The 26103-nt window shown below is 71.3% G+C and carries 26 protein-coding genes; 21 read left to right on the forward strand and 5 right to left on the reverse strand.

The window, feature by feature from the left end; translation table 11 throughout:
* Positions 1–39: 39 nt before the first annotated feature.
* The 4 genes from SALPAC4_RS0116245 (at position 40) to SALPAC4_RS0116260 (ending at position 4852) form a co-directional block, all read left to right on the forward strand.
* Positions 40–858, forward strand: a complete 819-nt coding sequence (locus tag SALPAC4_RS0116245; protein ID WP_027644707.1) for an SAM-dependent methyltransferase — start codon at positions 40–42, stop codon at positions 856–858.
* A 5-nt stretch (positions 859–863) separates the two neighbouring features.
* Positions 864–3065, forward strand: a complete 2202-nt coding sequence (locus SALPAC4_RS0116250; protein ID WP_019871216.1) for a putative bifunctional diguanylate cyclase/phosphodiesterase — start codon at positions 864–866, stop codon at positions 3063–3065.
* Between the two features lie 219 nt (positions 3066–3284).
* Positions 3285–4142, forward strand: coding sequence for a type I methionyl aminopeptidase (gene map, locus SALPAC4_RS0116255; RefSeq protein WP_027644706.1), 858 nt, complete (start codon positions 3285–3287; stop codon positions 4140–4142).
* Positions 4139–4852 carry a VIT1/CCC1 transporter family protein gene (locus SALPAC4_RS0116260; RefSeq protein WP_019871218.1) on the forward strand — a complete coding sequence of 238 codons (714 nt, stop codon included), beginning with the start codon at positions 4139–4141 and terminating at the stop codon, positions 4850–4852. The genes map and SALPAC4_RS0116260 overlap by 4 nt, the downstream gene beginning before the upstream one ends.
* Before the next feature lie 10 nt (positions 4853–4862).
* On the opposite strand, the gene SALPAC4_RS0116265 is transcribed toward SALPAC4_RS0116260, so the two are convergent.
* The 3 genes from SALPAC4_RS0116265 to SALPAC4_RS0116275 all read right to left on the reverse strand — a co-directional run bounded on the left by SALPAC4_RS0116265 (position 4863) and on the right by SALPAC4_RS0116275 (position 6280).
* Positions 4863–5333, reverse strand: coding sequence for a nitroreductase family deazaflavin-dependent oxidoreductase (locus SALPAC4_RS0116265; RefSeq protein ID WP_027644705.1), 471 nt, complete (start codon positions 5331–5333; stop codon positions 4863–4865).
* 72 nt (positions 5334–5405) lie between these two features.
* The gene (locus SALPAC4_RS0116270) at positions 5406–5849 is read right to left on the reverse strand and encodes a ferritin-like domain-containing protein (RefSeq protein ID WP_019871220.1); all 444 of its coding nucleotides are present in this window, start codon (positions 5847–5849) and stop codon (positions 5406–5408) included.
* Positions 5846–6280, reverse strand: a complete 435-nt coding sequence (locus SALPAC4_RS0116275) for a hypothetical protein (protein ID WP_019871221.1) — start codon at positions 6278–6280, stop codon at positions 5846–5848. The genes SALPAC4_RS0116270 and SALPAC4_RS0116275 overlap by 4 nt, the downstream gene beginning before the upstream one ends.
* Positions 6281–6518: 238 nt before the next feature.
* Between SALPAC4_RS0116275 and rimP the strand changes: the two genes are divergently transcribed.
* The 10 genes from rimP (at position 6519) to SALPAC4_RS0116330 (ending at position 16386) form a co-directional block, all read left to right on the forward strand.
* Positions 6519–7187 carry a ribosome maturation factor RimP gene (gene rimP / locus SALPAC4_RS0116280; protein WP_019871222.1) on the forward strand — a complete coding sequence of 223 codons (669 nt, stop codon included), beginning with the start codon at positions 6519–6521 and terminating at the stop codon, positions 7185–7187.
* Positions 7184–8227, forward strand: coding sequence for a transcription termination factor NusA (gene nusA / locus SALPAC4_RS0116285; RefSeq protein ID WP_019871223.1), 1044 nt, complete (start codon positions 7184–7186; stop codon positions 8225–8227). The genes rimP and nusA overlap by 4 nt, the downstream gene beginning before the upstream one ends.
* Positions 8228–8242: 15 nt before the next feature.
* The gene (locus SALPAC4_RS26680) at positions 8243–8575 is read left to right on the forward strand and encodes a YlxR family protein (protein ID WP_027644703.1); all 333 of its coding nucleotides are present in this window, start codon (positions 8243–8245) and stop codon (positions 8573–8575) included.
* Between the two features lie 93 nt (positions 8576–8668).
* On the forward strand, positions 8669–11662 hold the full coding sequence (gene infB / locus SALPAC4_RS0116295; protein ID WP_019871224.1) for a translation initiation factor IF-2: 2994 nt from the start codon (positions 8669–8671) through the stop codon (positions 11660–11662).
* Between the two features lie 87 nt (positions 11663–11749).
* Entirely contained in the window at positions 11750–12043 is a 294-nt protein-coding gene (locus SALPAC4_RS0116300; protein WP_019871225.1) for a DUF503 domain-containing protein, read from the forward strand.
* A gap of 155 nt (positions 12044–12198) precedes the next feature.
* On the forward strand, positions 12199–12669 hold the full coding sequence (gene rbfA, locus SALPAC4_RS0116305; protein WP_019871226.1) for a 30S ribosome-binding factor RbfA: 471 nt from the start codon (positions 12199–12201) through the stop codon (positions 12667–12669).
* The gene (locus SALPAC4_RS0116310; protein ID WP_019871227.1) at positions 12666–13712 is read left to right on the forward strand and encodes a DHH family phosphoesterase; all 1047 of its coding nucleotides are present in this window, start codon (positions 12666–12668) and stop codon (positions 13710–13712) included. Before rbfA ends, SALPAC4_RS0116310 begins: the two co-directional genes overlap by 4 nt.
* A 236-nt stretch (positions 13713–13948) precedes the next feature.
* On the forward strand, positions 13949–14356 hold the full coding sequence (locus SALPAC4_RS0116315) for a hypothetical protein (protein ID WP_018733579.1): 408 nt from the start codon (positions 13949–13951) through the stop codon (positions 14354–14356).
* Positions 14356–14565: a DUF6186 family protein gene (locus SALPAC4_RS0116320; RefSeq protein ID WP_018735444.1), complete on the forward strand. Its 210-nt coding sequence runs from the start codon at positions 14356–14358 to the stop codon at positions 14563–14565. Before SALPAC4_RS0116315 ends, SALPAC4_RS0116320 begins: the two co-directional genes overlap by 1 nt.
* Before the next feature lie 492 nt (positions 14566–15057).
* Positions 15058–16386 carry an MATE family efflux transporter gene (locus SALPAC4_RS0116330; RefSeq protein WP_019871228.1) on the forward strand — a complete coding sequence of 443 codons (1329 nt, stop codon included), beginning with the start codon at positions 15058–15060 and terminating at the stop codon, positions 16384–16386.
* 17 nt (positions 16387–16403) lie between these two features.
* Here SALPAC4_RS0116330 and SALPAC4_RS25370 read toward each other — a convergent pair whose 3' ends face one another.
* The gene (locus tag SALPAC4_RS25370) at positions 16404–16712 is read right to left on the reverse strand and encodes a hypothetical protein (protein WP_080640911.1); all 309 of its coding nucleotides are present in this window, start codon (positions 16710–16712) and stop codon (positions 16404–16406) included.
* A gap of 97 nt (positions 16713–16809) precedes the next feature.
* Between SALPAC4_RS25370 and truB the strand changes: the two genes are divergently transcribed.
* The 6 genes from truB to dapB all read left to right on the forward strand — a co-directional run bounded on the left by truB (position 16810) and on the right by dapB (position 24170).
* Positions 16810–17745 (forward strand): tRNA pseudouridine(55) synthase TruB, encoded by a 936-nt coding sequence (gene truB / locus SALPAC4_RS0116340; protein WP_018744509.1) that lies wholly within the window; start codon positions 16810–16812, stop codon positions 17743–17745.
* Between the two features lie 38 nt (positions 17746–17783).
* A complete protein-coding gene (locus SALPAC4_RS0116345; protein ID WP_019871230.1) occupies positions 17784–18713 on the forward strand; it encodes a bifunctional riboflavin kinase/FAD synthetase in 930 nt (309 codons plus the stop codon).
* A 223-nt stretch (positions 18714–18936) separates the two neighbouring features.
* The gene (rpsO, locus tag SALPAC4_RS0116350) at positions 18937–19206 is read left to right on the forward strand and encodes a 30S ribosomal protein S15 (RefSeq protein WP_019871231.1); all 270 of its coding nucleotides are present in this window, start codon (positions 18937–18939) and stop codon (positions 19204–19206) included.
* A gap of 234 nt (positions 19207–19440) precedes the next feature.
* Positions 19441–21804 carry a polyribonucleotide nucleotidyltransferase gene (locus SALPAC4_RS0116360; protein ID WP_019871232.1) on the forward strand — a complete coding sequence of 788 codons (2364 nt, stop codon included), beginning with the start codon at positions 19441–19443 and terminating at the stop codon, positions 21802–21804.
* Positions 21805–21897: 93 nt separating this feature from the next.
* On the forward strand, positions 21898–23265 hold the full coding sequence (locus tag SALPAC4_RS0116365; RefSeq protein WP_019871233.1) for a M16 family metallopeptidase: 1368 nt from the start codon (positions 21898–21900) through the stop codon (positions 23263–23265).
* Between the two features lie 131 nt (positions 23266–23396).
* The gene (dapB, locus tag SALPAC4_RS0116370; RefSeq protein ID WP_019871234.1) at positions 23397–24170 is read left to right on the forward strand and encodes a 4-hydroxy-tetrahydrodipicolinate reductase; all 774 of its coding nucleotides are present in this window, start codon (positions 23397–23399) and stop codon (positions 24168–24170) included.
* A gap of 59 nt (positions 24171–24229) precedes the next feature.
* Here the strand turns inward: dapB and SALPAC4_RS0116375 are convergent, their stop codons facing one another.
* The gene (locus tag SALPAC4_RS0116375; protein WP_018732516.1) at positions 24230–24826 is read right to left on the reverse strand and encodes a GNAT family N-acetyltransferase; all 597 of its coding nucleotides are present in this window, start codon (positions 24824–24826) and stop codon (positions 24230–24232) included.
* A 35-nt stretch (positions 24827–24861) separates the two neighbouring features.
* Between SALPAC4_RS0116375 and SALPAC4_RS0116380 the strand changes: the two genes are divergently transcribed.
* Entirely contained in the window at positions 24862–26100 is a 1239-nt protein-coding gene (locus SALPAC4_RS0116380; protein WP_027644700.1) for a glycosyltransferase family 87 protein, read from the forward strand.
* Positions 26101–26103 lie beyond the last annotated feature (3 nt).

Genomic DNA, 26103 nt, shown 5'->3' on the forward strand with positions numbered 1-26103 from the left:
CCCCTCCCGCACCGCGGCGACGAACTGGGGTGTAGCACTGTGCAGAAGCAGGATGGACTTCCCGCCGAGATTGACCTTTCCCGCCCGAGCGCGGCCCGGGTGTATGACTACTTTCTCGGCGGGGCCCACAATTTCGAGATCGATCGGCAGCTCGCCGAGCAGATCGCCAGCATGACGCCGAACCTCGCCGGCACCATGCGCGCCGGCCGCGAGTTTCTCCGCCGCGCGGTTCGGGTGCTGCTGCACGAGGGGATCGACCAGTTCCTCGACATCGGCTCCGGGATCCCGACCGTCGGTAACGTGCACGAGGTGGCCCAGGCGGTCAACCCGAACGCCCGGATCGTCTACGTCGACATCGACCCGGTCGCGGTGGCGCACAGCCGGGATCTGCTGGTGGGTAACGACCGGACCGGGGTCATCCACGCCGACCTGCGCGACCCCGGGCGGATCCTGGCGCAGGCCCGGGCGCTGAACCTGCTGGACTTCGACCGGCCGCTGGGCATCCTGCTCGCCGGGGTGGTGCACTTCATCGGCGACGACGACCGCCCGGGCGACCTCCTCGCCACGCTCCGGGCCGCCGCTGCGCCCGGAAGCTGTCTGGTGCTCTCACACTCCACCTTCGAGGACCAGCCGCGGGAGATGCTCGATGCCCAGCGGTTGTCGGCGCGTACCGACACCGAGATCACCCTCCGGTCCCGCAGCGAGATTACCGGTTTCTTCGGGGACTGGACCCTGCTGGAGCCAGGGGTGGTCCACATGCCGTTGTGGCGGCCGGACTCCGCCTCCGACGTGGATGACAATCCGGCGCAGTTCGGTGCCTTCGGCGGGGTTGCCCGGCACGACCAACCGGTCGGCTGATCGCGGTGGCAGTCGTCCTGGAGTCGGGAGGGTGCGAACGTAGCCAGGCCGGTGCTGAGGGGTATGCGGCCGAGTGGGCCCGCGCCGTCCGCCGGCTCGCTTTCGTCCCGTTCAGCGCTGCGGAGACCCAGCGGCTGCTGCACCTGCACACCGTCCGGCTGGCCCAGGCGCTGCGCACCGAGCCGTTCTCGTCCCAGCCCGCGGCCCAGGTCGGTCAGGCGCTGGCCGAGGCGCACCTGACCGAGCCGGGGGTGCTCGACTGGTCGGTCCGGGCGCTCGGTGACCGGTTCCTCGCCCGGGTCCTGCCCGACCTGGTCGGTACGGAGGAGGTGGCGACCCGGGTCGCGGCGTTGCAGGGTGCGATGGCAGCCGGATTCGCCGGTGCGCTACGGGACCGCACCTTCGCCCAGCAGGAGCGGATCGCCCGCTCGGCCTGGCAGGCGCGGGACGAGGTGGAGCAGGCGTTGCGGGACAGCGAGGCCCGGTTCCGCGCGGTCTTCACCGGTGCCGCCATCGGGATCGGTATCGGCCTGGTCGATGGCCAAATCATCGACGTCAATCAGGCCTTCGCCGACATGCTCGGCTACACGATCGAGGAGCTGCGGCAGCGCAACGTGTCGTCGCTGTTCCACCCCGACGACGCGGCCGGGATCTGGGAGCTGTACCAGGAGGTCGTTGAGGGAAGGCGGGACACCGTCCGGATCGAGAAGCGGTACTACCGCAAGGACGGCACCACCGTCTGGACCGACCTGGCGGTGTCCCTGGTCCGCTACGACGACGGCCGTCCCCGGTTCACCGTCGCGGTGGTCGAGGACATCACCGAGCGCTACGAGCTCCAGCAGCGGCTCCGGTTTCAGGCACTGCATGACCCGCTCACCGGCCTGCCCAACCGGACTCTCTTCTTCGAGACCCTCGGGATGGTCTTCGACAACGCCGGCGCTGGTCGCCCGGTCGGGGTCTGCTTCCTGGATCTGGACGGGTTCAAGGCGGTCAACGACAGCCTCGGTCACGACCTGGGCGACCAGCTGCTCGTGGTGATCGCCGACCGGTTGTCGGACTGCGTCGCCGGGTTCGGGCATCTGGTGGCCCGGATGGGCGGCGACGAGTTCGTCATCCTGGTCGACGACGGGGAATCCCTCGACGACGTGGTGAGCGTCGCGGAGGCCGCACTCGCGGCCGTCGCCGCACCGATTCGGATCGGTGACCACCAGCTCATGGTCTCGGCGAGCGTCGGCATCGTCGAGTGCCCGGTGCACACGACCGATCCGTCGGAGCTGATGAAGGCCGCGGACACCACGCTGTACTGGGCCAAGGCCGAGGGGCGTGGCCGGTGGGCGGTCTGGGACCGGGAGCGAAGTGCGCGCGAGATCGCCCGATCCACGCTGGCCGCCGGACTGCCGGCAGCCCTGGAGCGGGACGAGTTCGTGCTGGACTACCAGCCGATCGTCTCCCTGCGGGACGGCTCGATGCTGGCCGTGGAGGCGCTCGTCCGCTGGCAGCATCCCAAGCTGGGACGGCTCGGCCCGGCCCGGTTCATCGGGCTGGCCGAGGAGACCGGGTTGATCGTCCAACTCGGGGAGTGGGTGCTGCGCCAGGCGTGCCGGGACGCCGATGCCTGGCGGCGCGAGGTGCCGGAGGCCCGCCTGGTCGTCAGCGTCAACCTCGCCGCGCGTCAGGTGGAGCACCCCGCCATCGTGGACGTGGTGGCGGAGGCGTTGACCGACAGCGGGCTCCCGGCCGAGCTCCTGCAGCTGGAGCTGACCGAGAGCGCGGTGATGGGTACCGCGGGGGAGCCGCTGCGGGCGTTGCACCGGCTCGCCGGGCTGGGGGTGGGGCTGGCAATCGACGACTTCGGCACCGGCTACTCGAATCTGGCGTATCTGCGCCGGTTGCCGATCCGGTCGCTGAAGTTGGCGGGCCCGTTCGTGGAAGGGCTGCGCGAGGGCGGAGTGGAGCGGGTGGCCGGCCATCGGGACGAGCAGATCGTGGACGCCCTGGTGCGGCTGGCGCGGGCGCTCGGGTTGTCGGTCACTGCGGAGGCGGTGGAGACCGGGGTGCAGGCCGAGCGGCTGCGGGCGCTGCGGTGCGATACCGGGCAGGGCTACTGGTTCGGTGTGCCGGGGCCGGCGGCTGAGATCACGGCCCGACTCCGTGGGCGGGGAGCGGTGGCGCGGAACCCATCGGGTACGGCGGATCACCGTACGTGAGAGAGAGGTCGGATCCCGCGCCACCGCTCCGCCGGGCGTTGCCGAGCGCCCGGCGCTGGCCCGTCCGGATCGGGCCTGGTCACCGCAGTCAGGATGCGGCCGGGGCGGGCAGTGGGGCAAATCATTTCGGGCCGCCTGTGCTCGTCCGGCCCGGTCCGGCCGGGGCCTGGGCGCGATGGGCGCCACGCGGTGTCGAGGTAGCGGCGTTAGGCTTGCGCCATGACCGTCCGTGCGCCGTTGACCCCCGGCACGCTCTCTCCCTGGCGACAGGTGCCCGCCCACATTCCCCGACCCGAGTACGTGGGCAAGAAGCAGCCCAAACAATGGCAGGGCTCACACGTACAGACTCCGGAGACCATCGAGCGGATGCGGGTCGCCGGGCGGTTGGCGGCGCAGGCCATTGCGCTCGCTGGCGAGCACTGTAAGCCAGGGGTCTCCACCGACGAGATCGACAAGGTGGTGCACGAGTTCCTCTGTGACCACGGCGCCTACCCGTCAACGCTGGGTTACCGGGGGTTCCCCAAGTCCTGCTGCACCAGCCTGAACGAGGTGATCTGCCACGGCATCCCCGACTCGACGGTGCTCCAGGACAGCGACATCATCAATGTCGATGTCACCGCCTTCCTCAACGGGGTGCACGGCGACACCAATGCCACCTTCTGCGTGGGTGAGGTGAGCGATGAGGTTCGGTTGCTGGTCGAGCGGACCCACAAGGCGACCATGCGGGGCATTCGGGCGGTCGCCCCTGGCCGGCAGATCAACGTGATCGGTCGGGTGATCGAGTCGTACGCCAAGCGCTTCGGTTACGGGGTGGTGCGGGACTTCACCGGGCACGGCATCGGCGAGGCGTTCCACAGCGGGCTCTATGTGCCGCACTACGACAGCCCTCGGCCCACCGATGTGATGGAGCCGGGCATGACCTTCACCATCGAGCCGATGATCACCCTCGGCACGTACCAGTACGACATGTGGGATGACGGCTGGACCGTGGTGACCAAGGACCGGAAGTGGACCGCCCAGTTCGAGCACACGATTCTCGTGACCGACGACGGCTACGAGATTCTCACCCTGCCGTGACCGAGACCCCGGCGGCGCTGCGGGAGGCACACCATGCGGACGTCTCCGGCGGCTGGCTGCGCCCCGCGGTTTTCGGGGCGATGGACGGACTGGTCACCAATATCGCCCTGATCGCGGGGGTGGGGGGCGGTGGGGTGTCGGCGCGGGCCGTGCTCCTCACCGGCACCGCCGGCCTGGTTGCCGGCGCCATCTCCATGGGGCTTGGGGAATACACCAGCGTCCGGTCGGCCAACGAACAGGTCGCCGCGGAGGTGGCCAAGGAGCGGCGGGAGCTGGAACGGCATCCCGAGGTCGAGGCGCGCGAACTGGCGGACACCTGGGTGGCCCGCGGCCTGCCCCGGGAGCTCGCGACGCAGGTCGCGGAGGTGGTGCGGCGCAATCCGGAGGAGGCGCTGCGGGTGCACGTCCGGGAGGAGTTGGGCGTCAACCCGGACGACCAGCCGAGCCCGTGGGCGGCAGCGATCTCGTCGTTTGTCTGCTTCTCCGTCGGCGCCCTGGTGCCGCTGCTGCCCTACCTGCTCGGCAGCACCAGTCTCTGGCTGGCGCTCGGCGTCGGTGGCCTCGGCCTCTTCCTGGCCGGCGCGATCGTCGCCCGGTTCACCAGCCGGCGTTGGTGGGCGGCGGGCCTGCGCCAGCTGCTGCTGGGTGGCCTCGCCGCCGCCGCGACCTATGGCATCGGCAGGCTGATCGGTATTCAGGGCGGGCTGTAGGAGGGGGCGGCTACCCGGCGACGGGTACCAGCCGGAAGAGGTGGATCTCACGGTCGCCGGCCCGCTGCACGTAGGTCTGGTAGGCCGGCCACTCGGTCACCAGCAACCGCCAGAGTCGGTCCCGCTCGGGGCCCTCGGGGATGTCGGCGCGTACTGGAAACCGGCGCCCCTTGATGTCTACCTCGGCGTGGGGGGTGGCGAGCAGGTTCAACGCCCAGGCGGGCTGGTGGGTCTGTCCCCAGTTCGACCCGACCACCACGTAGCCGTCCCCGTCGGGCACGTACAGCAGGGGGTTGCTGCGGGGCTTGCCGGAGCGGCGGCCGGTCGTGGTGATGACCAACGAGGGGAGAAGCCCGAGGGCGATCACCCGGCCGCGGCTGAGCCGCCCGACCGCGCGGTCAACCGGGACGAGGAGCCGGGCGGTGGTGCTGAACCAGCGGTGGTGGCCGACCCGGCGGGTGAGGGAACCCAGAATGGACATGGAGAGCATTCTGCCGACCGGCGGCCCGGGTCGATGCTCCGGCCCCGCGGTCGGCGACCGTTGCCGAACGGGTCAGGCGGTCCTTCCGGGGAAGGGCGTGGTCAGGGGGGTGATCCCCGCGGTTCGTCGCCACTGCGTGGCCCGCACCGCGCAGTCGACCAGCGCCGCGAGTGCCCGTTCCCGCTCGGCGCCGCTGGTGGCGGCGACCGCCGCCTGCCAGAATCCCGCCGTACGCTCCTCGACTTCAACCGCGAGCCGGAGGGCGCTCGGCTCGTCGGTGACGGGGAACGGCAGGGTATAGCCGGCCTGGTCGGCCGGGAGGCTATCGCCCGCCTCGGTGAGCTGCAGCACCAGGTCGTCTCGACGGCGCCGGTGCGTCGCCTCGGCGTCGCGGGCCGCTTCCTGGGCGGGTCCGGTCAGGCGTACCCCGATCGGGCCGTAAGCCCAGATGGCGGCGTATTCGGCGGTCAGGGCCGCGGAGTGGGCGGAGCTCGCGCCTGGGGTGGGGGTGTTCACTGCAGCGCCTCCAGGTGACTGGCGCGGGCGGCGGCGATGCTGGCGAGTAGCGCGGCTCGCCCGGCCGGTGCGGCCAGGCAGGCCCGGGTGGCCGACTCGCTGGCCGCCTGCTCGCGTTCGCGTAGCCCGGTGAGGGTCGCGTCGGGATCGGCGGGGGTGCTGGCGGTTGGGGTGGCCGACGGTGGGGCGGCCTTGGTGATCCGGGCCAACTCCGCCGCGTGCGCGCTGTGCGCTTCGATGATCGGTGCCAACCGGCCGGCCAGCGTGGGGTGTGTCGTGGCGGCGTCCCGGTAGGCCGCGGCGAGCGCGAGTGCCTCGTCCACCATGGGGGCGAGTGGGTCGGGTGGGGGCGGTTCCTGGTTGAACGGGTCACAGCCGGTGAGCGACGGCACGGCGCCGCCGAGGGTCAGGAGTGCACCTACCCGTAGCATGTTTCGCCGGGAATGTCTCATTGTTCGGTCCGGAAGTGTGTCCCGCTGCGTCATTCTGCCCATCACCGTCCAAGTCAACACCATGTTGGCGCCCCCCGCAGAGGCCAGAGTCGGTGCGCCGGCCCATCCGACGGGCGGGCGGCGCGTTACGCTCTGCGCAACCACCGGCGCGTCCGCCCCGGTGGCGTGTGGCTATGGCGACCGATCGGGCGCCGCCAACAGCAGATAGGGGCGCTAGATGAGCCAGCGTGGCCGGGCCACCAGGCCCACCGGGCCGACGGGGCGACCGCGGCGTACGGGTGGCCAACGCAGCGCCGGTCGGGTCAACCGCGGCGGCGATCTCGCCAGCCGGCGGGCCCGGTTGCACGAGGTTGTCGAACCAGTCGTCGGCGAGGCCGGGTACGACCTGGAGGAGCTGTCGATCTCCCGGGCCGGCCGGCGCCACGTGCTTCAGGTGATTGTTGACGCCGACGGCGGAATCGACTTGGACGGCGTCGCCGAGATCTCGCGAGCGGTCTCCGCCGCCCTGGACGCGGCCGAGGAGGTAAGCGGGGACCTCGTTGCCGGGGAGTACCAGCTCGAGGTCAGCTCGCCGGGCGTGTCCCGTCCGCTCACCCTCCCCCGGCACTGGCGGCGCAACACCGGTCGCCTGGTACGGGTCATGGTGCGGGGTGGGCCGGACGCTGGGGATCGCCAGGTCACCGGGCGGGTGGTCGAGGTGGACGACGAGCAGGTGGTGTTGGAGACCGACGCCGGTCGGGCGGGGTGGAGCTACGCCGAGTTGGGCCCAGGACGGGTGCAGGTCGAGTTCACCCGCCCGGGCGAGGCGGATGGCGCTGACGGCGCCGAAGAGGCCGGCGATTTCGACGACGACGATGATGATGATGTGGAGGGCGAGGAGAGGTGAACATCGACCTCGCGGCGCTGCGCGCACTGGAGCGTGAGCGGGAAATCCCGTTCGACACGATCCTCGCGGCGATTGAGACCGCGCTGCTGACGGCGTACCGGCACACCGAGGGTGCGCAGCCGTATGCCCGGGTGGAGATCGACCGTAAGACGGGCGCGGCCTTGGTCTTCGCCCAGGAGGTGGAGCCCGACGGCGGTGTGGTGCGGGAGTGGGACGACACCCCGCACGACTTCGGTCGGATCGCGGCGATGACCGCCAAGCAGGTGATTCTGCAGCGGCTGCGGGAGGCCACCGACGAGGTGCACTTCGGTGAGTACGTGGGTCGGGACGGGGACCTGGTGACCGGGGTGGTCCAGGCGCACGAGGCGCGTGCCGAGAAGGGCATCGTCAGTGTGGACCTGGGCAAGCTGGAGGGGGTGCTGCCCCAGTCCGAGCAGGTCCCCGGTGAGCAGTACGCACATGGCGAGCGGGTGCGCTGCGTCGTGGTTCACGTAGCCAAGGGTGTACGCGGTCCGCAGGTGACCCTGTCCCGCTCGCACCCGGCGTTGGTGAAGAAGCTCTTCGCCCTCGAGGTGCCGGAGATCGCCGACGGTACGGTGGAGATCACCGCGATCGCTCGTGAGGCAGGTCACCGTACGAAGATCGCTGTCCGCTCCACCACGGCGGGGGTGAACGCCAAGGGTGCCTGCATCGGGCCGATGGGTCAGCGGGTGCGGGCGGTCATGGGTGAGCTGCACGGGGAGAAGATCGACATCATTGACTGGTCCGAGGATCCGGCGGCCTTCGTCGGAAACGCACTCTCGCCAGCCAAGGCCCTCCGGGTGGAGGTGGTCGACCTGGCTTCCCGAACCGCTCGGGTAACAGTGCCGGATTTCCAACTTTCACTGGCTATTGGGCGAGAAGGGCAGAATGCCCGGCTTGCCGCCCGATTGACGGGTTGGCGGATCGACATTCGCTCCGACGCCGAGCCGGCCCGCCCGGCGGGTGGGGTCGAAGCTGATCACGTCCCGGAGCCGGGCCGCGCGATCTCCGGGGGCTAGGGGTAGACTTTCCCAGTGGTACGACGCGCGCTGCCGGAGCGCACCTGTGTGGGTTGCCGGTCTCGAGTGTCGACCAAGGAACTGCTGCGGGTTGTCGCGGTGGGTGATGGGGCTGGTCACAGCCTTCGTCCCGACCCGGCCCGCAGATTGCCGGGTCGGGGGGCGCACGTGCACCCAGACCCGGCCTGCTTCGCGCAGGCGGTGCGGCGTCGTGCTTTCGGGCGGGCGCTGCGCGTCACCGGGGTTCCTGATCACGGTGAGCTTGCGAAGCATATCGATGCGCCAGCCACGACGTCCGGCCAACCCGACCGGACGCGGGTCGCTAGCAAGGTAGGACGACCGACATGAGCACACGATGAAGTCGCAGAAATGACCAGGCTTCAAGTGCACGAGTGAGGTCGCTGCGGGTGCTGCCCGCACGACCTCGGAATGAGGAGTGCAGTGGCAGGAAAGGCCCGCGTACACGAGCTCGCCAAGGAGCTCGGGGTCGAAAGCAAGACCGTTCTCGCCAAGCTCAAGGAGATGGGCGAGTTCGTGAAGTCCGCGTCCAGCACGGTCGAGGCGCCGGTCGCCCGACGGCTGCGGAACGCGTTCGTCAACAGTGCCGGCTCGCCCGCGCCGGCGGCTCCGCCGGCGGCGACCCCGCCGACCCCGACCCCAACTCCGACCCCTTCCCGGACCCCGACCCCGGCGCCGCCTCCGGGCGGACCCCGCGTCACGGCCAAGCCCATGCCGCCGCGGCGGCCGGGTGCCCCGACGCCCGGCCCGAAACCCAAGGGTCCGGTTCCGGGTCCGCCGCAGTCCGCGACACCGGCCGCCAAGCCGGCGAGTGCCCACGACATCGAGGTGGCGGCCGCCGAGGCGCGTGCCGCCGCGCTGAAGGCCGAGCAGGAGGCCGCGGTCAAGGCCGCGCAGGCTGCCCGGCAGCAGCAGCGGGAGAACGTCCGGCGGGAGCCGCCCGCCGAGGGTGGCCCGCGCCCGGGTCCCCGCCCCGGTCCCGGCACGATGCCGCCTCGGCCCGGCTCTCCGGCCGCCGGCCGTTCCGGCGGGCCCACTCCGGGCCCCGGTCCCCGGTCCGGCGGTCGTCCGCCGGCGCGGGGCGCCGGTAACAACCCGTTCGGCATCCAGGGCGGCCAGCAGCGTCCCCCGGCCGCCGGTGCGGGTGGTCCGCGGCCCAGCCCGGCCTCCATGCCGCCGCGGCCCAGCCCGGCCTCGATGCCGCCGCGGCCCAGCCCGGCCTCCATGCCGAGCCAGCGTCCCGGCCGGCCCGGTGGCCCCGGTTCCGGTCGTCCCGGCGGCGGCGCCGGCCGCCCCGGTGGCGGTGGCGGTGGTGGCGGCGGCTACCGCGGCGGCGGTGGCGGCGGTGGCGGTGGCTACCGCGGCGGCCCCGGTGGCGGTGGCGGCGGTGGCGGTGGCTACCGCGGCGGCCCCGGTGGCGGCGGCGGTGGTTTCCGCGGTGGCCCCGGTGGTGGCCGTCCCGGTGGCGGTGGCCGTGGCCGCGGTGGTGGTGCCGCGGGTGCCTTCGGGCGTCCCGGTGGCCGGCCGACCCGCGGTCGCAAGTCGAAGAAGCAGCGCAGACAGGAGTTCGACAACCTGTCGGCCCCGACCATGTCCTCGGGTGCGCCCCGGGGGCAGGGTCAGACCGTCCGGTTGTCCCGAGGCGCCTCGCTGTCGGACTTCGCCGACAAGATCAACGCCAACCCGGGTTCGCTGGTCCAGGAGATGTTCAACCTGGGCGAGATGGTGACCGCGACCCAGTCCTGCTCCGACGACACCCTGCTGCTGTTGGGTGAGCACCTGGGCTTCGTCGTCCAGATCGTCAGCCCGGAGGACGAGGACCGCGAGCTGCTCGCGCAGTTCAACATCGACCTGGACGCCGAGGTGGCGGAGGACCGTCTGGTCAGCCGGCCGCCGGTGGTGACCGTCATGGGTCACGTCGACCACGGTAAGACGAAGCTTCTGGACGCGATCCGGAAGGCGAACGTGGTGGCCGGCGAGGCGGGTGGCATCACCCAACACATCGGCGCCTACCAGGTCCACGTTCCGCACGAGGACCAGGACCGGGCGATCACCTTCATCGACACCCCGGGTCACGAGGCGTTCACCGCCATGCGTGCCCGTGGCGCCCAGGTCACCGACATCGTGATCCTGGTCGTCGCGGCCGACGACGGGGTGATGCCGCAGACGATCGAGGCGTTGAACCACGCCAAGGCGGCCGACGTGCCGATCGTGGTGGCGGTCAACAAGGTCGACAAGCCGGACGCCAACCCGGACAAGGTCCGCCAGCAGCTGACCGAGTACGGACTGGTCGCCGAGGAGTACGGCGGCGACACCATGTTCGTCAACGTGGCGGCCAAGCCGGGTACCGGGATCGACAGCCTGCTCGAGGCGGTCCTGCTGACCGCGGACGCGTCGCTGGAGTTGACCGCTCCGACCGACGGCCCGGCACAGGGTGTGGCGATCGAGGCGCACCTGGACAAGGGCCGGGGCGCGGTGGCGACGGTGCTGGTGCAGAAGGGCACCCTGCGGGCGGGCGACTCGATCGTCGCCGGCGGGGCGCACGGCCGGGTCCGGGCGATGCTCGACGAGAACGGCAACCAGGTCGCCGAGGCGGGTCCGGCTCGTCCGGTGCTGGTGCTGGGTCTGACCGCGGTGCCCGGGGCGGGCGACACGTTCCTGGCCGCCGAGGACGACCGCACCGTGCGGCAGATCGCCGAGCAGCGGCAGGCACGGCGGCGAGCGGCGGCCTTCGCCAACTCCCGCGGCCGGGCCACCCTCGAGACGCTCATGGAGCAGCTCAAGGCGGGCGAGAAGACCTCGCTCAACCTGGTACTCAAGGGCGACGTCTCCGGCTCCGTGGAAGCGCTCGAGGATGCCCTGTTCAACCTCGACATCCCCGAGGAGGTCCAGCTACGGATCATCCACCGCGGCGTCGGGGCGATCACCGAGAGCGACGTCATGCTCGCGAGCGCCTCGTCGGAGGCGGTCACGATCATCGGCTTCAACGTGCGGGCCGCCAACAAGGTCCGCGAGATGGCCGACCGCGAGGGCGTGGAGATCCGGTACTACACCGTCATCTACCAGGCCATCGAGGAGATCGAGGCGGCGCTCAAGGGCCTGCTCAAGCCGGAGTACGAGGAGGTCGAGCTGGGCACCGCGGAGGTCCGCGAGGTGTTCCGTTCGTCCAAGGTCGGCAACATCTCCGGCTGCATCGTCCGGTCGGGTCTGCTTCGGCGCAACGCCAAGGCTCGGCTGCTGCGTGACGGCGCGGTGGTGGCGGACAACCTCACCATCAGCTCCCTCAAGCGGTTCAAGGACGACGCGACCGAGGTACGCGAGGGCTTCGAGTGTGGTCTGACCCTGGGCGGCTACAACAACGTCCAGGTCGGCGACGTGATCGAGACCTTCGAGATGCGGGAGAAGGCGCGCGCCTGATCCGGTAGGGACAACAGATCAAGGGGTTTACGCCATGCTGCGTAAACCCCTTGATCATGTCCGGGTTCGTCCGTAGTCTCCGGGACGATGTTCACCGGAACCGCGGTATTCGACCTTCTGCTGCCGGGCGACTCCCGGTCGCTGAAGGCCAAGAGGTCCTACGTTCGACCGATCGTGGCGGCGCTGCGTCGCGTCGAGGTTTCCACCGCCGAGGTGGGGGCGCTCGACCTGCACGGGCGGGCGGAGATCGCCGTCGCGGTGGTGTCCGCGACGGCAGCCCACGTACACGAGGTGCTCGACTCGTGTGAGCGCCTGGTCGCCGCCCGTCCCGAGGTTGACCTGTTGTCGGTGCGTCGGCAGCTGTACGGCGCGGACGACTGATCCACTGGCGTCGCTGCGGGGCTGTCCCGGGGGCGGTCACCGCACCGGCCGCGTACGGGCGGCCCGGCGGCGCGGGTAGTGTTCGTGGTGTTGGCCGGCGGCTTGGGCACTCCAGGTGCCCGGCGGTCGGGAGCGGTACGCCTGGAGGTGGCGAGATGTCGGATCCGGCCAAGGTGCGCCGGCACGCGGAGCGGGTGCGTGAGCTGGTGGCATCGGTGGTGCGAAGCCAGATCAAGGATCCCCGGCTTGGCATGATCACCATCACGGATGCGCGGATCACCGCCGACCTTCGCGACGCCACGGTCTTCTACACGGTGCTCGGTGACGCCGCCGCCCAGGCGAGCACTGCCGCGGCGTTGGAGAGTGCCAAGGGCATGTTGCGCAGCACCGTCGGGAAGGCACTGGGGCTGCGGCACTCGCCGACGCTGACCTTCGTCCTGGACGACGTGCAGGATCAGGTCAAGCACATCGACGACCTGCTCGCCCAGGCCCGCCACGCGGATGCCGAGGTGCAGCGCCTCGCCACCCGGGCCGAGTACGCGGGTGAGGCCCAGCCGTACCGGCTGGAAGAGGAGCCCGAGGCCGCCGAGGACGAGGTGCCGCCGCCGGGCGGGGACCAACGGTGACCGATTCCGCCGTCGGGGCGCGGTCCGCGCCGGTGGAGGCCGACTGGGCGGCGGCGGTGGCCGCGGTCCGTGCCGTGCCGAGCGCGGGGCGAGTGCTGCTGGTCTGTCACGTGAACCCAGACGGCGACGCACTCGGCAGCATGCTTGGCTTCGCTCTCGGCCTGCGTCGGCTCGGTCTGCGACAGGTACAGGCCACCTTTCCCGGCCCGCCGCAGCTCCCGGAGCCGCTGCGTGGGCTCCCCGGTGAGCAGCTGCTGGTCCCGGCGGCGGAGGCGGTTGCCGATCCGGACCTTCTGATCAGCTTCGACGCGGCGAACGAGTCCCGGTTGGGGGAGCTGGCGGACCGGTTGACGACCGCCGGCAGCACGTTGGTGCTCGACCATCATGCGTCGAACCCCGGCTTCGGTGCGATCAATCTGGTTGACCCCCGGGCGGCGGCCACCGCGGTGCTGGTGGACGAACTGCTCAACCGGTTGGGGGTGCCGCTCGACAGGGAGATCGCCGAGTGTCTCTACGTGGCGTTGACCACCGACACCGGCTCGTTCCGGTACGCGGCCACCACCGCGGCGGTGCACCGGTTCGCGGCCCGGCTCCTCGCCACGGGTATCAGTCCCGGTGAGATTTCTCGTCGCGTCTTCGACACCCGCCCGTTCGGTGCCGTGCGGCTCTACGCCGAGGTGGTCGGTCGGGCCCGGCTGGAGCCCGCCGCGGCGGATGGTCACGGCCTGGTGTGGACCTGGGCAACCCAGGAGGACCTGGCCCGGCACGGGCAGCCCGCGTACGTGCTGGAGCCGCTGATCGATTCGGTGCGGTGCACGGCGGAGGCCGATGTGAGCTGCGTGGTGAAGCAGACCGCCGACGGCGAGTGGGCGGTGTCGTTGCGAAGCAAGGGCGCGGTGGACGTGAGCGCGGTGGCGGTGGCGTTGGGCGGCGGAGGGCACCGGCTCGCCGCCGGCTTCACCGGCCGGGGCAGCGCCGACGAGGTGGTGGAGGCCATCCGGCGGGAGCTGGTCGGGGCGCTACTCGCCCCGACGGGCGGTTGAGGACCGGTGTTGCGGTAGGCGGGCGCGGGCACCGGAGCGGGCACGGCCGGTGTGCCCTAACGGTTGAGGGTCGGTGTTGCGGTAACGGTCGGGGTCAGCCCTGCGGCAGGGGTCGGGGTGAGCCTGGCGGTTAACTGTCGACTGGCCGTTCGGCTGATGATCTCTCGACAAAGATCAGGGTCGGCTTACGGGTGTTCGGTCTTCCCGCCGTTGATGACGGTGGGCAGAATTGCGGCATGGAACAGCCCCGTGACCTGACAATCGAGGTACCGCGTGCCTGGGATCGGCCCGCTGTCACCGTGCCGGTGCTCGTCTGCCTGTCGTTGGTGGGTGGCCGGTTTCCATCCTTCTCGATCGAGGCGAATCTGTGGACGCTCGGCACCGGTGGTGTCCTGATCTGGCTTGGCCTGGGTAACCGGGTGCCCCGGCGGCCCGCACCGGTTCGGCTGGATCAGGGTGCGGTGTGGTGGACGTTGCCGGTGGTGGTGTTTGTGGTTTTCGAGGGGGCCACCTTCGTGGCCGCGGCGGGTGACGAGTTCCCGACCTTCTCCCGGCTGGCGGATCCACTACTGGAGGACGGGGTGATCCGTTCAGCGGCTTGGCTGGCCTGGCTGTCCGCATTCTGGGGGCTGGTGCGGCGATGATGCGGACGCTGGCGATCGGCGGCTTCCTGGCGGCGGTGGCGCTCTTCGTCGCCGTGGAGTTGGCAGCCCGCCGGGAGGGGTCCCGGATCCCCACCCTCGGTGAGGTCTGCGCGTACGTGATGCGGTACGAGGTCGGCTCGGTGCCGGTTGGCCGGATTGGGCTCTTCGGCTTCTGGTGGTGGCTGGGCTGGCACTTCCTGGCTCGGTGAGGTCCCGCTATCCGCATTGTGGCTTCGCCCGGATGGTGGGAACCACCGGCGGTAGGCGGACCTGAACGATAGCTTGGGTATTGACCGATGCCGTGCTGACGGTGCTGGTCGTGAGCGGTGAGGTCGTACCCGGCGTCGTCGCTCTCCAGGGTCGGACCGACCCGGGCTCGCTGCTCCGTGTGCCGCTCCGGCGACCCCGGACGCCCGCGGGTGGCAGACCTTGCCCGTGAGTTCCACCGCTGCATAGGTGGCTCGCGCCCTGGAAGGGGTTTCCCATGCCGAACAAGCCCAAGCCCGACACCGCTGACGAGGCGCGTGAGCAGCTGCGCCGTGCGCTGCAGACCTCGATGGACACGCGCCAGTGAGGTCGCCGACCGGCTGATGCCCTCCCCGACGGGCGGCGGCGGCCGCCCGTCGTCCGGCGCTACCCGCGGCCGGTAAGTGACTAGTCCGGTTTGCGGTCCTTACCGAGCCGTGTCAGGATCGGCGACGATGAACCCACCGGCCGCCACCACACCCCGCTCCGCCTCACCGCGCAGAATTGCCGCGCTCGCCCTGCCGGCCCTCGTGGTGCTCGCCGCCGAACCGCTGTATGTGCTGGTGGACACGGCGGTGGTGGGACACCTCGGCCGGGTCCCGCTCGCCGCGTTGGCGATCGGTGGCACCGTGCTGACGCTCATCGCCTGGTTGGGCACGGTGGTCGCGTACGGCACCACCGGACGCTCCGCCCGACGGTTCGGGGCTGGTGACCGCACCGCCGCCGTCGCCGAGGGAGTCCAGGCCTCCTGGCTCGCGCTCGCGGTAGGGGTCGTCGTCGCGGTCGGCATGCAGGCCGGCGGCGGCGTGCTCGCCCGTACCCTGGTCGGGGCGGAGAACGACGTGGCGGAGGCCGCCGCGCAGTGGCTGCGGATCGCGGCGCTGGGCGCACCGGGGCTACTCCTCGCCGCTGCTGGAAACGGTTGGCTGCGGGGCGTCCAGGACACCCGCCGGCCGTTGTGGTTCGTGCTCGGCCCGAGCCTGCTCTCCGCGGTGCTCTGCCCGGTGCTGGTCTACCCCGCCGGGCTCGGCCTGCCCGGATCGGCGGTCGCCAACGTCGTGGCGCAGACGATCTCCGGTGCGCTCTTCGCCGGAGCGCTGGTCGCCGAGCGGGTGGCCCTCCGCCCCCGGCCCCGGGTTCTCGCCCAGCAGCTTGTGCTCAGTCGGGACCTGCTCATCCGCGGCGTCGCCTTCCAGGCGAGCTTTCTCTCCGCCACCGCGGTGGCCGCCCGCTTCGGCGCGGCGGTGGTCGGCGCCCACCAGATCGTCCTGCAACTCTGGTTCTTTACCGCCCTGGTGCTCGACGCGCTCGCCATCGCCGCGCAGGCCCTCGTCGGCGCCGCGTTGGGTGCCGACGACGTGGCCGGCGCCCGCGGACTGGCCCGCCGGATCGGGCTGCTCGGCGCCGGCTGCGGCGTGGCGTTCGCGTTGGTCATCGCCGCTGGTGCCGGAGTGGTTCCGGGCTGGTTCAGCGCTGATGGACAGGTCCGCGAGGAGGCGATGGTGGCCTGGCCCTGGTTTGTCGCGATGCTGCCGCTGGCGGGCGTCGTCTTTGCCCTGGACGGGGTGTTGATCGGCGCGGGGGACATCCGCTACCTGCGGAACCTCACGGTCGTGGCGGCGTTGGGAGGATTTCTGCCGGCCATCTGGCTGGCCTACGGGCTGGACCTCGGACTCGGTGGGATCTGGGCTGGGCTCACGTTCTTCGTGGTGCTCCGGCTGGCCGCCCTGCTGCTGCGGCTGCGCTCCGGCCACTGGGCGGTCGTCGGCGCGGTCCGGACCTGAGTAGCGCCGCCCCTGGGCTAGGGCTGCCCGGTGCTGGCCCGCAGGGCGTAGGTGGCCAGCACCAGCCCCAGGGTCACGGCGAAGCAGACGGCGAAACCGGCCACCTTCATCATGTTCGGGAAGCGCTGATACAGCCGGTGCCGGTCCTGCCGCACCTGCCACCGGCGGCGCAGGGCGGTGGCGCCCGGGAGCGCGAGCAGTGCGGTCGCGATCCGATCTCCAGCCGTGCGCCGAGCGGGCGGTGGGTCGAGCATCCAGGCGGGGAGACTGGGCGGCTGCTCCGGCTGGTGTAGCCGCGGGAACCGGCTCTGGCTTTGGGGCGACATGGACACGAAACCTCCGGTGGGCTAGGTGCCCCTTTGTAGCAGGAGGTATCAACACGACTCGTCGTGGAAGGAACGGGTGGGTTGGCACGGAGGTCTGGTGGGCGTCCCGGTGCCGGCCGGGCCAGCCCGTCTGGCAGGCTTGGCGGTCGTGAGCGCAGACGGACTGATCGTGGTCGACAAGCCCGGCGGCATGACGTCGCACGACGTGGTGGCGCGGGTGCGCCGGCTGGCCCGGACCCGCCGGGTCGGGCACGGTGGCACGCTTGACCCGATGGCGACCGGGGTCCTGGTCCTCGGGGTGGGGCGAGCCACCCGGCTGCTGACCTACGTCATTGGAGCGGGCAAGAGCTACGCCGCCACGATCCGGCTGGGGCAGGCGACGGTGACCGACGATGCCGAGGGGGATGTGATCTCCAGCGCCCCGGCTGGTCTGGTGACCGAGGAGGCGGTCCGGGCCGTGCTGGCGGCGCAGACCGGTGCGGTGGACCAGGTGCCCAGCGCGGTCAGCGCCATCAAGATCGACGGTCAGCGGGCGTACCGCCGCGTTCGGGAAGGGGCCAGTGTTGACCTGCCGCCCCGGCGGGTCACCATCTCCCAGCTCGACGTACGGGCGCTGCGGCGCGACGAGCCGGACGTGGTGGACGTGGACGTGGACGTCACCTGCTCCTCTGGCACGTACGTGCGGGCGATCGCCCGGGACGCCGGCCAGGCGCTCGGCGTCGGCGGGCACCTCACCGCACTGCGGCGTACCGCCGTGGGCGGTTTCACCCTCGCCGAGGCCGCTACCCTCGATGACCTGGAGGGCCGGGCACCCGAGGTGGTCACGCTCTCCCTCGCGGCAGCGGCCGACCGGTTCTTCCCGCGCCGGGAGGCGACCGCCGAGGAGGAGCGGGTGCTCTCCCACGGCGGTCCGTTGGACCCGGCGGGGATCGACGGCCCGTACGCCGTCTTCGGCCCGGCGGGCGGGTTGGTCGCTATCGTCAGCGAGCGGGCTGGTCGGGCCCGTGCCGAGATCGTGCTGGCCCCGGCCTGACGGCGCGGCGGTCGGGACAGCGACAGGGGAGGAGCGTTATGCAGCGGTGGCGGGGGTACGACGCGGCGCCCGGCGGCTGGGGGCGGTCGGTCGTCACCATCGGCGTCTTCGACGGCGTGCACCGAGGGCACCAGGCGACCATCGGGCACGCGGTAGCGCGGGCCCGGGAACTCGGCGTCAAGTCGGTGGTGGTCACCTTCGATCCACACCCCGCCGAGGTGGTACGTCCGGGTTCGCACCCGGCGGTGCTCACCGAGCCGACCCGCAAGGCCGAGCTGATCGAGGCGCTCGGCGTGGACGTGCTCTGTGTGGTGCCGTTCACCCCGGACTTCTCCCGGCTGTCGGCAGAGGCATTCGTGCACGACGTCCTGGTCGAGCACCTGCACGCCGCGCTGGTGGTGGTGGGGGAGAACTTCCGGTTCGGGCACCGGGCCGCCGGGGACGTGGCGTTGCTGGAGCAACTGGGTCGGACCTTCGGCTACGCGGTCGAGGGGGCACCCCTGGTGGCCGAGGCGGGGACGGTCTTCTCCTCCACGTACATCCGGTCGTGCGTCGCCGCCGGGGACGTGGTGGCCGCTGCCAGCGCGTTGGGGCGGCCGCACCGGCTGGAGGGCGTGGTGGTCCGCGGTGACCGCCGCGGTCGCGAGCTGGGTTTCCCCACCGCCAACCTGCTCTGCCACCGGTACGCTGCGGTCCCGGCCGACGGCGTCTACGCCGCCCGCCTGGTGCGGCGGGGGCAGCGGGAGCCGCTGATGGCGGCGGTGTCGATCGGCACGAACCCGACCTTCTCCGGCCGGGAACGGCGGGTCGAGGCGTACGTGCTCGACTTCGACGCGGACCTGTACGGCGAGCGGCTGGCCCTGGATTTCGGGGCGCACCTGCGCGGGCAGGTCCGCTACGACTCGGTCGAGCCGTTGGTGGCCCAGATGAACGAGGACATCGAGCGTACCCGGGAAGCCCTGGGGTGAGCACGGAAAGTGATCGGGTTCGACACCTGGTCGGCCCCTTGCCCGGCCCGTGGGTACCGGGGCTGGTAACCTGACGGAGACGTCGGCGCACCGACGTGGGTCCTGGCGTGCCTGCACGACGCCGCGGGTGCGAGGACCGTCCGCCGCCGGGCCCCGCCCGGCCCTCCGGGTAAGCCCGCTCTGGCGGACACGACATCGATTCACTCACCGAAACAGGGAGAACATGGCGCTCGACCAGCAAGCCAAGGCCAAGATCCGCGCGGAGTACGCGACCGTCGAAGGTGACACCGGTTCGCCGGAGGTGCAGGTCGCCGTCCTCACCAAGCGGATCGCGGACCTGACCGAGCACCTGAAGGTGCACAAGCACGACCACCACAGCCGCCGTGGGCTGCTGCTGCTGGTCGGCCGCCGCCGTCGGCTGCTCAACTACGTGCAGAAGAAGGACATCAGCCGCTACCGGTCGCTCATCGAGCGGCTCGGTCTGCGCCGGTGACGTGACGGGGGAGTGGCCGACCGGCCGCTCCCCCGCTCCGGTTCACCGCCAGAAACTCCGACAACCAGGGCCGCACGACCCCCCGACTCACCGGGAGCCGGTCAGCGCACCGGTCTCCGGTAGTGGCCCCCGGGCATCCGGCATCCCGCCGACCGCCCGGGCGCTTCGATCGAAGACCGGCCGTCTGAGCAGCTGCGCGTCGCGGTCCGTAGACGCGAAGGAGCGCAACCACAGATGACCGAGAGCAACCTCGGTACCCAGTCTCGTACCGCCACGATCGACAACGGGGCCTTCGGCACCCGTGTGATCACCTTTTCCACCGGCCGGCTGGCCCGTCAGGCCGCCGGCTCCGTTGTCGCCCAGCTCGGCGAGACGGTAGTTCTCTCCGCCACCACCGTTGGCCGGCAGCCGAAGGAGCAGTTCGACTTCTTCCCGCTGACCGTTGACGTTGAGGAGCGGATGTACGCGGCGGGCCGGATCCCCGGTTCGTTCTTCCGCCGGGAGGGGCGCCCCAGCGAGGACGCGATCCTCACCTGCCGACTGATCGACCGGCCGCTGCGTCCCTCGTTCGTCAAGGGCCTGCGGAACGAGGTCCAGGTCGTCGAGACCGTCCTGGCGCTCGACCCCAGCCACCCGTACGACGTGGTGGCCATCAACGCCGCCTCGATGTCGACGAAGCTCTCCGGCCTGCCGTTCTCCGGCCCGATCGGGGCGACCCGGATGGCCCACATCGACGGCTCCTGGGTTGCCTTCCCGACCCACGAGGAGCTGGAGCGCGCCACCTTCGACATGGTGGTCGCCGGTCGGACCCTGCCCGACGGCGACGTCGCGATCATGATGGTCGAGGCGGAAGCCACCGAGCACACCGCGAAGCTGGTCGCCGATGGCGCCTCCGCACCGACCGAGGAGGTCGTGGCGAGCGGGTTGGAGGCGGCTAAGCCGGCCATCCGTGAGCTGTGCCGCGCGCAGAGCGAGCTGGCCGAGGTGGCGGCGAAGCCGGTCGCCGAGTTCCCGGTCTTCCTCGACTACTCCGACGACGCGTACGACGCGGTCGCGGAGCTGGCCCGGGAGGACGTGGCCGAGGCCCTGAAGATCGCCGGCAAGGCCGACCGCGAAGAGGCCCTGGACCGGATCAAGGCCCGGGTGGTGGAGGAGCTCGGCCCGCGCTTCGAGGGCCGGGAGAAGGAGCTCTCCGCCGCGCTGCGGTCGTTGACCAAGTCCGAGGTCCGCAACCGCGTGCTGCGCGAGCAGGTCCGCATGGACGGCCGTGGCCCGCGGGAGATTCGTCCGCTGACCGCCGAGGTCGGGGTCCTGCCCCGGGTGCACGGTTCGGCGATCTTCGAGCGGGGCGAGACCCAGATCATGGGCGTCACCACGCTGAACATGCTCCGGATGGAGCAGTCCCTGGACACGCTCTCCCCGGAGAAGTCCAAGCGTTACATGCACAACTACAACTTCCCGCCGTACTCGACCGGGGAGACCGGCCGGGTTGGCTCGCCGAAGCGGCGGGAGATCGGCCACGGTGCGCTCGCCGAGCGGGCCCTGATCCCGGTGCTGCCCTCGCGCGAGGAGTTCCCGTACGCGATCCGGCAGGTCTCCGAGGCGCTTGGCTCCAACGGCTCGACCTCGATGGGCTCGGTCTGCGCCTCAACGCTCGGCCTGCTCTCCGCCGGTGTGCCGCTGAAGGCGCCGGTCGCGGGCATCGCCATGGGCCTGATCTCCGACGAGGTCGAGGGCAAGACCCGGTACGTGACGCTGACCGACATCCTCGGTGCCGAGGACGCCTTCGGTGACATGGACTTCAAGGTCGCCGGTACGCCGGACTTCGTCACCGCGCTTCAGCTCGACACCAAGCTCGACGGCATCCCGTCGGACGTGCTCGCCGCGGCCCTCCAGCAGGCCTACGAGGCCCGGCAGACGATCCTGCAGGTGATGCAGGCGGCGATCGAGGCGCCGGCCACGATGAGTGACTACGCGCCTCGGGTCACCACTGTCAAGATCCCGGTCGACAAGATCGGCATGGTGATCGGCCCGAAGGGGCAGACGATCAACGCGATCCAGGACGAGACGGGCGCCGAGATTTCGATCGAGGACGACGGCACCATCTACGTCGGTGCGACCAACGGCCCGGCGGCGCAGGCCGCGGTCGAGCGGATTAACGGGATCGCGAACCCGACCCTGCCGAAGGTGGGCGACCGCTTCCTCGGCACGGTGGTGAAGACCGCCGCCTTCGGCGCGTTCGTCTCGCTGCTTCCCGGCCGTGACGGTCTGCTGCACATCTCCAAGGTGGGCGACGGCAAGCGGGTCGAGAAGGTTGAGGACTTCCTCAACGTCGGTGACAAGGTCGAGGTGGAGATCGCCGACATCGACCAGCGGGGCAAGGTCTACCTGGACAAGGTGCGCCCGGAGGGCGCCGAAGCCCCGGCGGAGGGCGCCGGCGAGCGGCCGGCGGGTCGGGACCGGGGCGACCGGGGACCGCGCGACCGTGGTGACCGCGAGCGCGGCGGCCGGGGCCCGGACCGTGGCGACAGCGGCGAGCGTGGCGACGGCGGTGAGGGCGGCGAGTCGCGTCCGCGTCGCCGTACCCGGCGCAGCTGACCGTCGTACCAGCGCACCATCCACCCCTCGTCGAACCGGGAGCCCTGCGTGAGCCGGACTGTCTCCGTACCGTCCAAACCGGAACGACGGGGGGTGGCGGCGTTCCGGGGCAACCCGAACGGCGCCGCCAGCCGCGCCGTAACCCGTACGCTCAGTGACGACCCGCTGGGCGGCACGGTCCGCCGGACCGTGCTCCCCAGCGGGCTGCGGGTACTCACCGAGGCCATCCCGGCGATGCGCAGCGTCTCGTTCGGCATCTGGGTGTCGGTTGGCTCCCGGGACGAGAGCGGCCCCCAGTCCGGCGCCGCCCACTTCCTGGAGCACCTGCTGTTCAAGGGGACACACCGGCGGTCGGCACTGGAGATTTCGTCGGCGATCGAGGCGGTCGGCGGCGAGACCAACGCCTTCACCACGAAGGAATACACCTGCTACTACGCGCGGGTCCTCGACGAGGATCTCCCCCTCGCCATTGACGTGCTGTGCGACATGGTCGCCGACTCGGTGCTGACTCCGGAAGACGTGGAGGTCGAGCGGGGCGTGATCCTCGAGGAGATCGCCATGCACGACGACGAGCCCGGTGACGAGGTGCACGACCTCTTCGCCCGGGCCGTCTACGGTGAGCACCCGCTCGGTCGGCTGATCTCGGGGACGGAGCAGACGGTCACCCCGATGACCCGCCGACAGATCCAGGGCTTCTACCGGCGGCACTACACCCCGCCGCGGATCGTCATCGCCGCCGCGGGGAACCTTGACCACTCGAGCGTGGTCAAGCTGGTCCGGCAGGCGCTGCGGGGCACGCCGCTGGACACCGAACCGGCGGCGCCAGCGTCGTACCGGAGCGCTACCCCGGCGGTACGCACGCAGCCCGCGACCACCCGGGTCGGGCCGAAGGAGACCGAGCAGGCGCACGTCGTGCTCGGCTGCGCCGGCATCGACCGGCGGGACGAACGCCGGTTCGCCCTCGGCGTGCTGAACAACATCCTCGGTGGCGGTATGTCCAGCCGGCTCTTCCAGGAGATCCGCGAGCAGCGGGGGCTCGCCTACTCGGTGTACTCCTACGCCAGCCAGCACGCCGACAGCGGCCTGTTCGCCGTCTACGCCGGCTGTGCGCCGGGGCGAGCCAACGAGGTGCTGGAGTTGATCCGCGCGGAGTTGGCCCGGGTGGCCGCCGACGGGCTCACAGCGGCCGAGTTGGCCCGGGGTAAGGGCATGAGCAAGGGCGCGTTCGTACTGGGCCTGGAGGACAGCGGCTCCCGGATGAGCCGGCTGGCCAAGGGAGAGCTGCTCTACGGCGAGCTGATGCCGGTCGACACCTTGCTGGCCCGGGTGGACGCGGTCACCGTTGCCGACGTGAACACGCTCGCCAAGGAGCTGTTGAGGCGGCCGATGTCGCTGGCGGTGGTGGGTCCGTTCGGCGAATCCGACTTCACCGTCGGAGCGTCCCCGACCACCGCTGCCTAACCGTCCTCGCCGGACCGTCTCCGGATCACCTCAGCCGGAGCGTCGGCACCCGAGTTCCGGGCCGCGGGCGATCGGGCTACCCCGGCCCCACCCAGCGATGCCCATGTCCTGGTTGGGATAGGTTGTCGGCTGTGACTGACGAGCAGGACAAGAGCGCGGACGAGCCGCTCCGGGTCGGTGTGCTGGGCGCCCGGGGTCGGATGGGCATCGAGGTGTGCAAGGCGGTGGACGCGGCCCCCGACATGGAGCTGGTGGCCATGGTTGACCAGGGCGACTGGTTGTTCAACGCCTCCGATGCCGGAGCCGAGGTGATCGTCGACTTCACCACCCCTGACGTGGTCATGGACAACCTGCACTGGTGCATCGACCAGGGCATCAACGCCGTGGTCGGCACCACGGGCTTCACCGAGGCGCGGCTGGAGCGGATGCGCGGCTGGCTGGCCCGGAAGCCGGGGGTGGGCGTGATCGTCGCCCCCAACTTCGGCATCGGGGCGGTGCTGATGATGCAGTTCGCCGAACGGGCCGCCCGTCACTTCGAGTCAGCCGAGATCATCGAACAGCATCACCCCCGCAAGCTGGACGCGCCGAGCGGCACCGCGACGCACACCGCGCGCCTGGTCGCGGCGGCCCGCGCCGCATCCGGTCAAGGTCCGGCACCGGACGCCACCCGGGACGAGGTGGCCGGTGCCCGCGGTTGCGACATCGACGGCGTACGCGTGCACTCGGTCCGCGCCACCGGCCTCGTCGCCCACCAGGAGGTGCTCTTCGGCACCACCGGGGAGACGCTGACCATCCGGCACGACTCCTACGACCGGGCCTCCTTCATGCCCGGTGTGCTGCTGGCTGCCCGCAAGGTGCGCAACCGGCCCGGCCTGACGGTCGGCCTGGACGCCCTGCTCGACTGAGCGGTTCACCCCGCACCGGCTGTGCACCCGGGTCGTCCGGAAGCCGGAGACCCGGGTCGTCAGGGAGCGGGGTCGTCCGAGCGCCGGGTCGGCTCCGCGGGGATCGCCACGTGTAGTCGTAACTGGGCGACCAACATGTCGTCCACGTCCAGCGCGCGGGTCGCCCCGTCCGGCTCCCACCCGGTGCCGGTCAGGAACCCCCGGGTCGCCGCGTCGCCGTCGAACGCCCACGCGACCGCGCGGGTGAACCCGTCGTCACGCCAGTGGTCCACCGCCGCGGCGAGCAGCCGGCTGCCGTGCCCGCGCCGGCCCCAGCGCGGCTCCACCAGCAGGTCGGTGACCGCGACGACCTCCGGGCCCAGCGCTTCGGCGGGCTCACCGGGTGCCTGGGCCTCGGCGTCGGCCGGACCGGAGGCGGCGAAGCCCACCAGATACGATTGCTCGGCCTGTTCGACGGCGACCAGCACCCGGTGGGCAGCCGAGGGCGGTTCTTGCACCGCTGCGGTCCACCGCTGGGCCAGCCACGCCTCGTCGAGGTTCGCGAGCACCTGCCGAGGCAGGATGCGGCGGTACGCGACCCGCCAGGTTGCGAGCTGGATGCGTGCGATCTCGCCGGCGTCCTGTGGACGTGCCGGGCGGACGTAGCCGAGAGCCATGGCACGAAAGCCTACGCAGGGTGGAGGAGGCGACGATGGCGCAGGGTGCCAGGCGAACGGTCAGACAGTCGATCGGGGTGGCCGGGCTCGCCGTCGGGGTGGCCCTGTTCCTGTCCGTGGCGGCCATGCGGCACGGGTTTTTTGACCTCGGGGTCTACTACGGCGCGATCCGCTACTGGGTGCACGACGGCGGCGAGATCTACGACTTCTTGCGCCCATTCACCCAGTACGGCTTCACCTACCCGCCGTTCGCGGCCCTGGTCATGCTGCCGATGGCGTACGTCTCGTGGACGGTGGCGATCGTGCTGAGCGTCTCCGCCAGCGTGGCGGTCACCCTGGTGCTGTTCTGGTGGCTGCTGGACCCGATCTCGCGGCGTGCCGGCTGGACCCGCTGGTTCGCCATCGCGGTAGCGTTCTGCCTCGTCGCGGCGTACGAGCCGATGCGGGAAACGGTGAACTTCGGCCAGGTCAACATGCTGTTGCTGTTCCTGGTGGCGGTGGATCTGCTGCGGCTACTGCCGTCGGGTAGCCGCTGGGCCGGCACCACCATCGGCCTGGCCACCGCGATCAAGCTGACGCCGGGGATCTTCATCGTCTACCTGCTGGTCACCGGACGCTGGCGGGCGGCGGTCACCGCGATGGGCACCGCCGCCGGCGCGACCCTGCTCGCCGCCGCCCTCTTCCCGGACGCCTCTCGGGAGTTCTGGACCGAGGCGCTCTGGAACACCAACCGGGTGGGGGAGCTCTCCTTCGTCTCCAACCAGTCGCTCCGCGGGGTGGTGGCCCGGCTGAACCCGGAGGATCCGAGCACCGTCGCCTGGCTGGGGCTGGTGGTGGCCGTGCTGGCGCTCTGGGCGTGGCGGGCCCGGTCCGCGGTGGCGGTCGGTGACGAGGCGACCGGGCTGGCGTTGACCGGTGTGCTGATGTGCCTGGTCAGCCCGGTCACCTGGGTACACCATCTGGTCTGGTTGCTGCCGGCGCTCATCCTGCTGTTGGACAACGCGATGGCCGCGCCCGTCGGTAGCCGCCGCCGTCGCTGGCTCCTGGCCGCCCTGGGTATCGCGTACGCGTTCCTGATCAGCCGGATCGTGTGGGCCTGGGAGCGGGACTTCACCGGGATCGACGGCTTCCTCGGCAGCAACACCTACGTCTGGATCAGCCTGGCCCTGCTGGCGTTTCTGCCGATTCGGACCGTGGCGGACCGGGCTGGGGCCGGGACGGCCGGGCAGGAGAAGAGCGAGCAGACCCGTACCGGTGTCGTACCGGTGACCTAGTGT

The organism is Salinispora oceanensis (assembly GCF_000383575.1).
GTDB lineage: Bacteria > Actinomycetota > Actinomycetes > Mycobacteriales > Micromonosporaceae > Micromonospora > Micromonospora oceanensis.

Bases quoted from the DNA above. Each gene is read 5' to 3' on its own strand.
- SALPAC4_RS0116360 (WP_019871232.1), top strand. From the start codon at position 19,441: ATGACCGAGAGCAACCTCGGTACCCAGTCTCGTACCGCCACGATCGAC.
- SALPAC4_RS25370 (WP_080640911.1), bottom strand. From the start codon at position 16,712: ATGTCGCCCCAAAGCCAGAGCCGGTTCCCGCGGCTACACCAGCCGGAG.
- rbfA (WP_019871226.1), top strand. From the start codon at position 12,199: ATGTCGGATCCGGCCAAGGTGCGCCGGCACGCGGAGCGGGTGCGTGAG.
- SALPAC4_RS0116265 (WP_027644705.1), bottom strand. From the start codon at position 5,333: ATGTCCATTCTGGGTTCCCTCACCCGCCGGGTCGGCCACCACCGCTGG.
- SALPAC4_RS0116300 (WP_019871225.1), top strand. From the start codon at position 11,750: ATGTTCACCGGAACCGCGGTATTCGACCTTCTGCTGCCGGGCGACTCC.
- SALPAC4_RS0116320 (WP_018735444.1), top strand. From the start codon at position 14,356: ATGCGGACGCTGGCGATCGGCGGCTTCCTGGCGGCGGTGGCGCTCTTC.
- rimP (WP_019871222.1), top strand. From the start codon at position 6,519: ATGAGCCAGCGTGGCCGGGCCACCAGGCCCACCGGGCCGACGGGGCGA.
- SALPAC4_RS0116330 (WP_019871228.1), top strand. From the start codon at position 15,058: ATGAACCCACCGGCCGCCACCACACCCCGCTCCGCCTCACCGCGCAGA.
- rpsO (WP_019871231.1), top strand. From the start codon at position 18,937: ATGGCGCTCGACCAGCAAGCCAAGGCCAAGATCCGCGCGGAGTACGCG.
- SALPAC4_RS0116345 (WP_019871230.1), top strand. From the start codon at position 17,784: ATGCAGCGGTGGCGGGGGTACGACGCGGCGCCCGGCGGCTGGGGGCGG.
- SALPAC4_RS0116315 (WP_018733579.1), top strand. From the start codon at position 13,949: ATGGAACAGCCCCGTGACCTGACAATCGAGGTACCGCGTGCCTGGGAT.
- SALPAC4_RS0116375 (WP_018732516.1), bottom strand. From the start codon at position 24,826: ATGGCTCTCGGCTACGTCCGCCCGGCACGTCCACAGGACGCCGGCGAG.
- SALPAC4_RS0116380 (WP_027644700.1), top strand. From the start codon at position 24,862: ATGGCGCAGGGTGCCAGGCGAACGGTCAGACAGTCGATCGGGGTGGCC.
- SALPAC4_RS0116275 (WP_019871221.1), bottom strand. From the start codon at position 6,280: ATGCTACGGGTAGGTGCACTCCTGACCCTCGGCGGCGCCGTGCCGTCG.
- map (WP_027644706.1), top strand. From the start codon at position 3,285: ATGACCGTCCGTGCGCCGTTGACCCCCGGCACGCTCTCTCCCTGGCGA.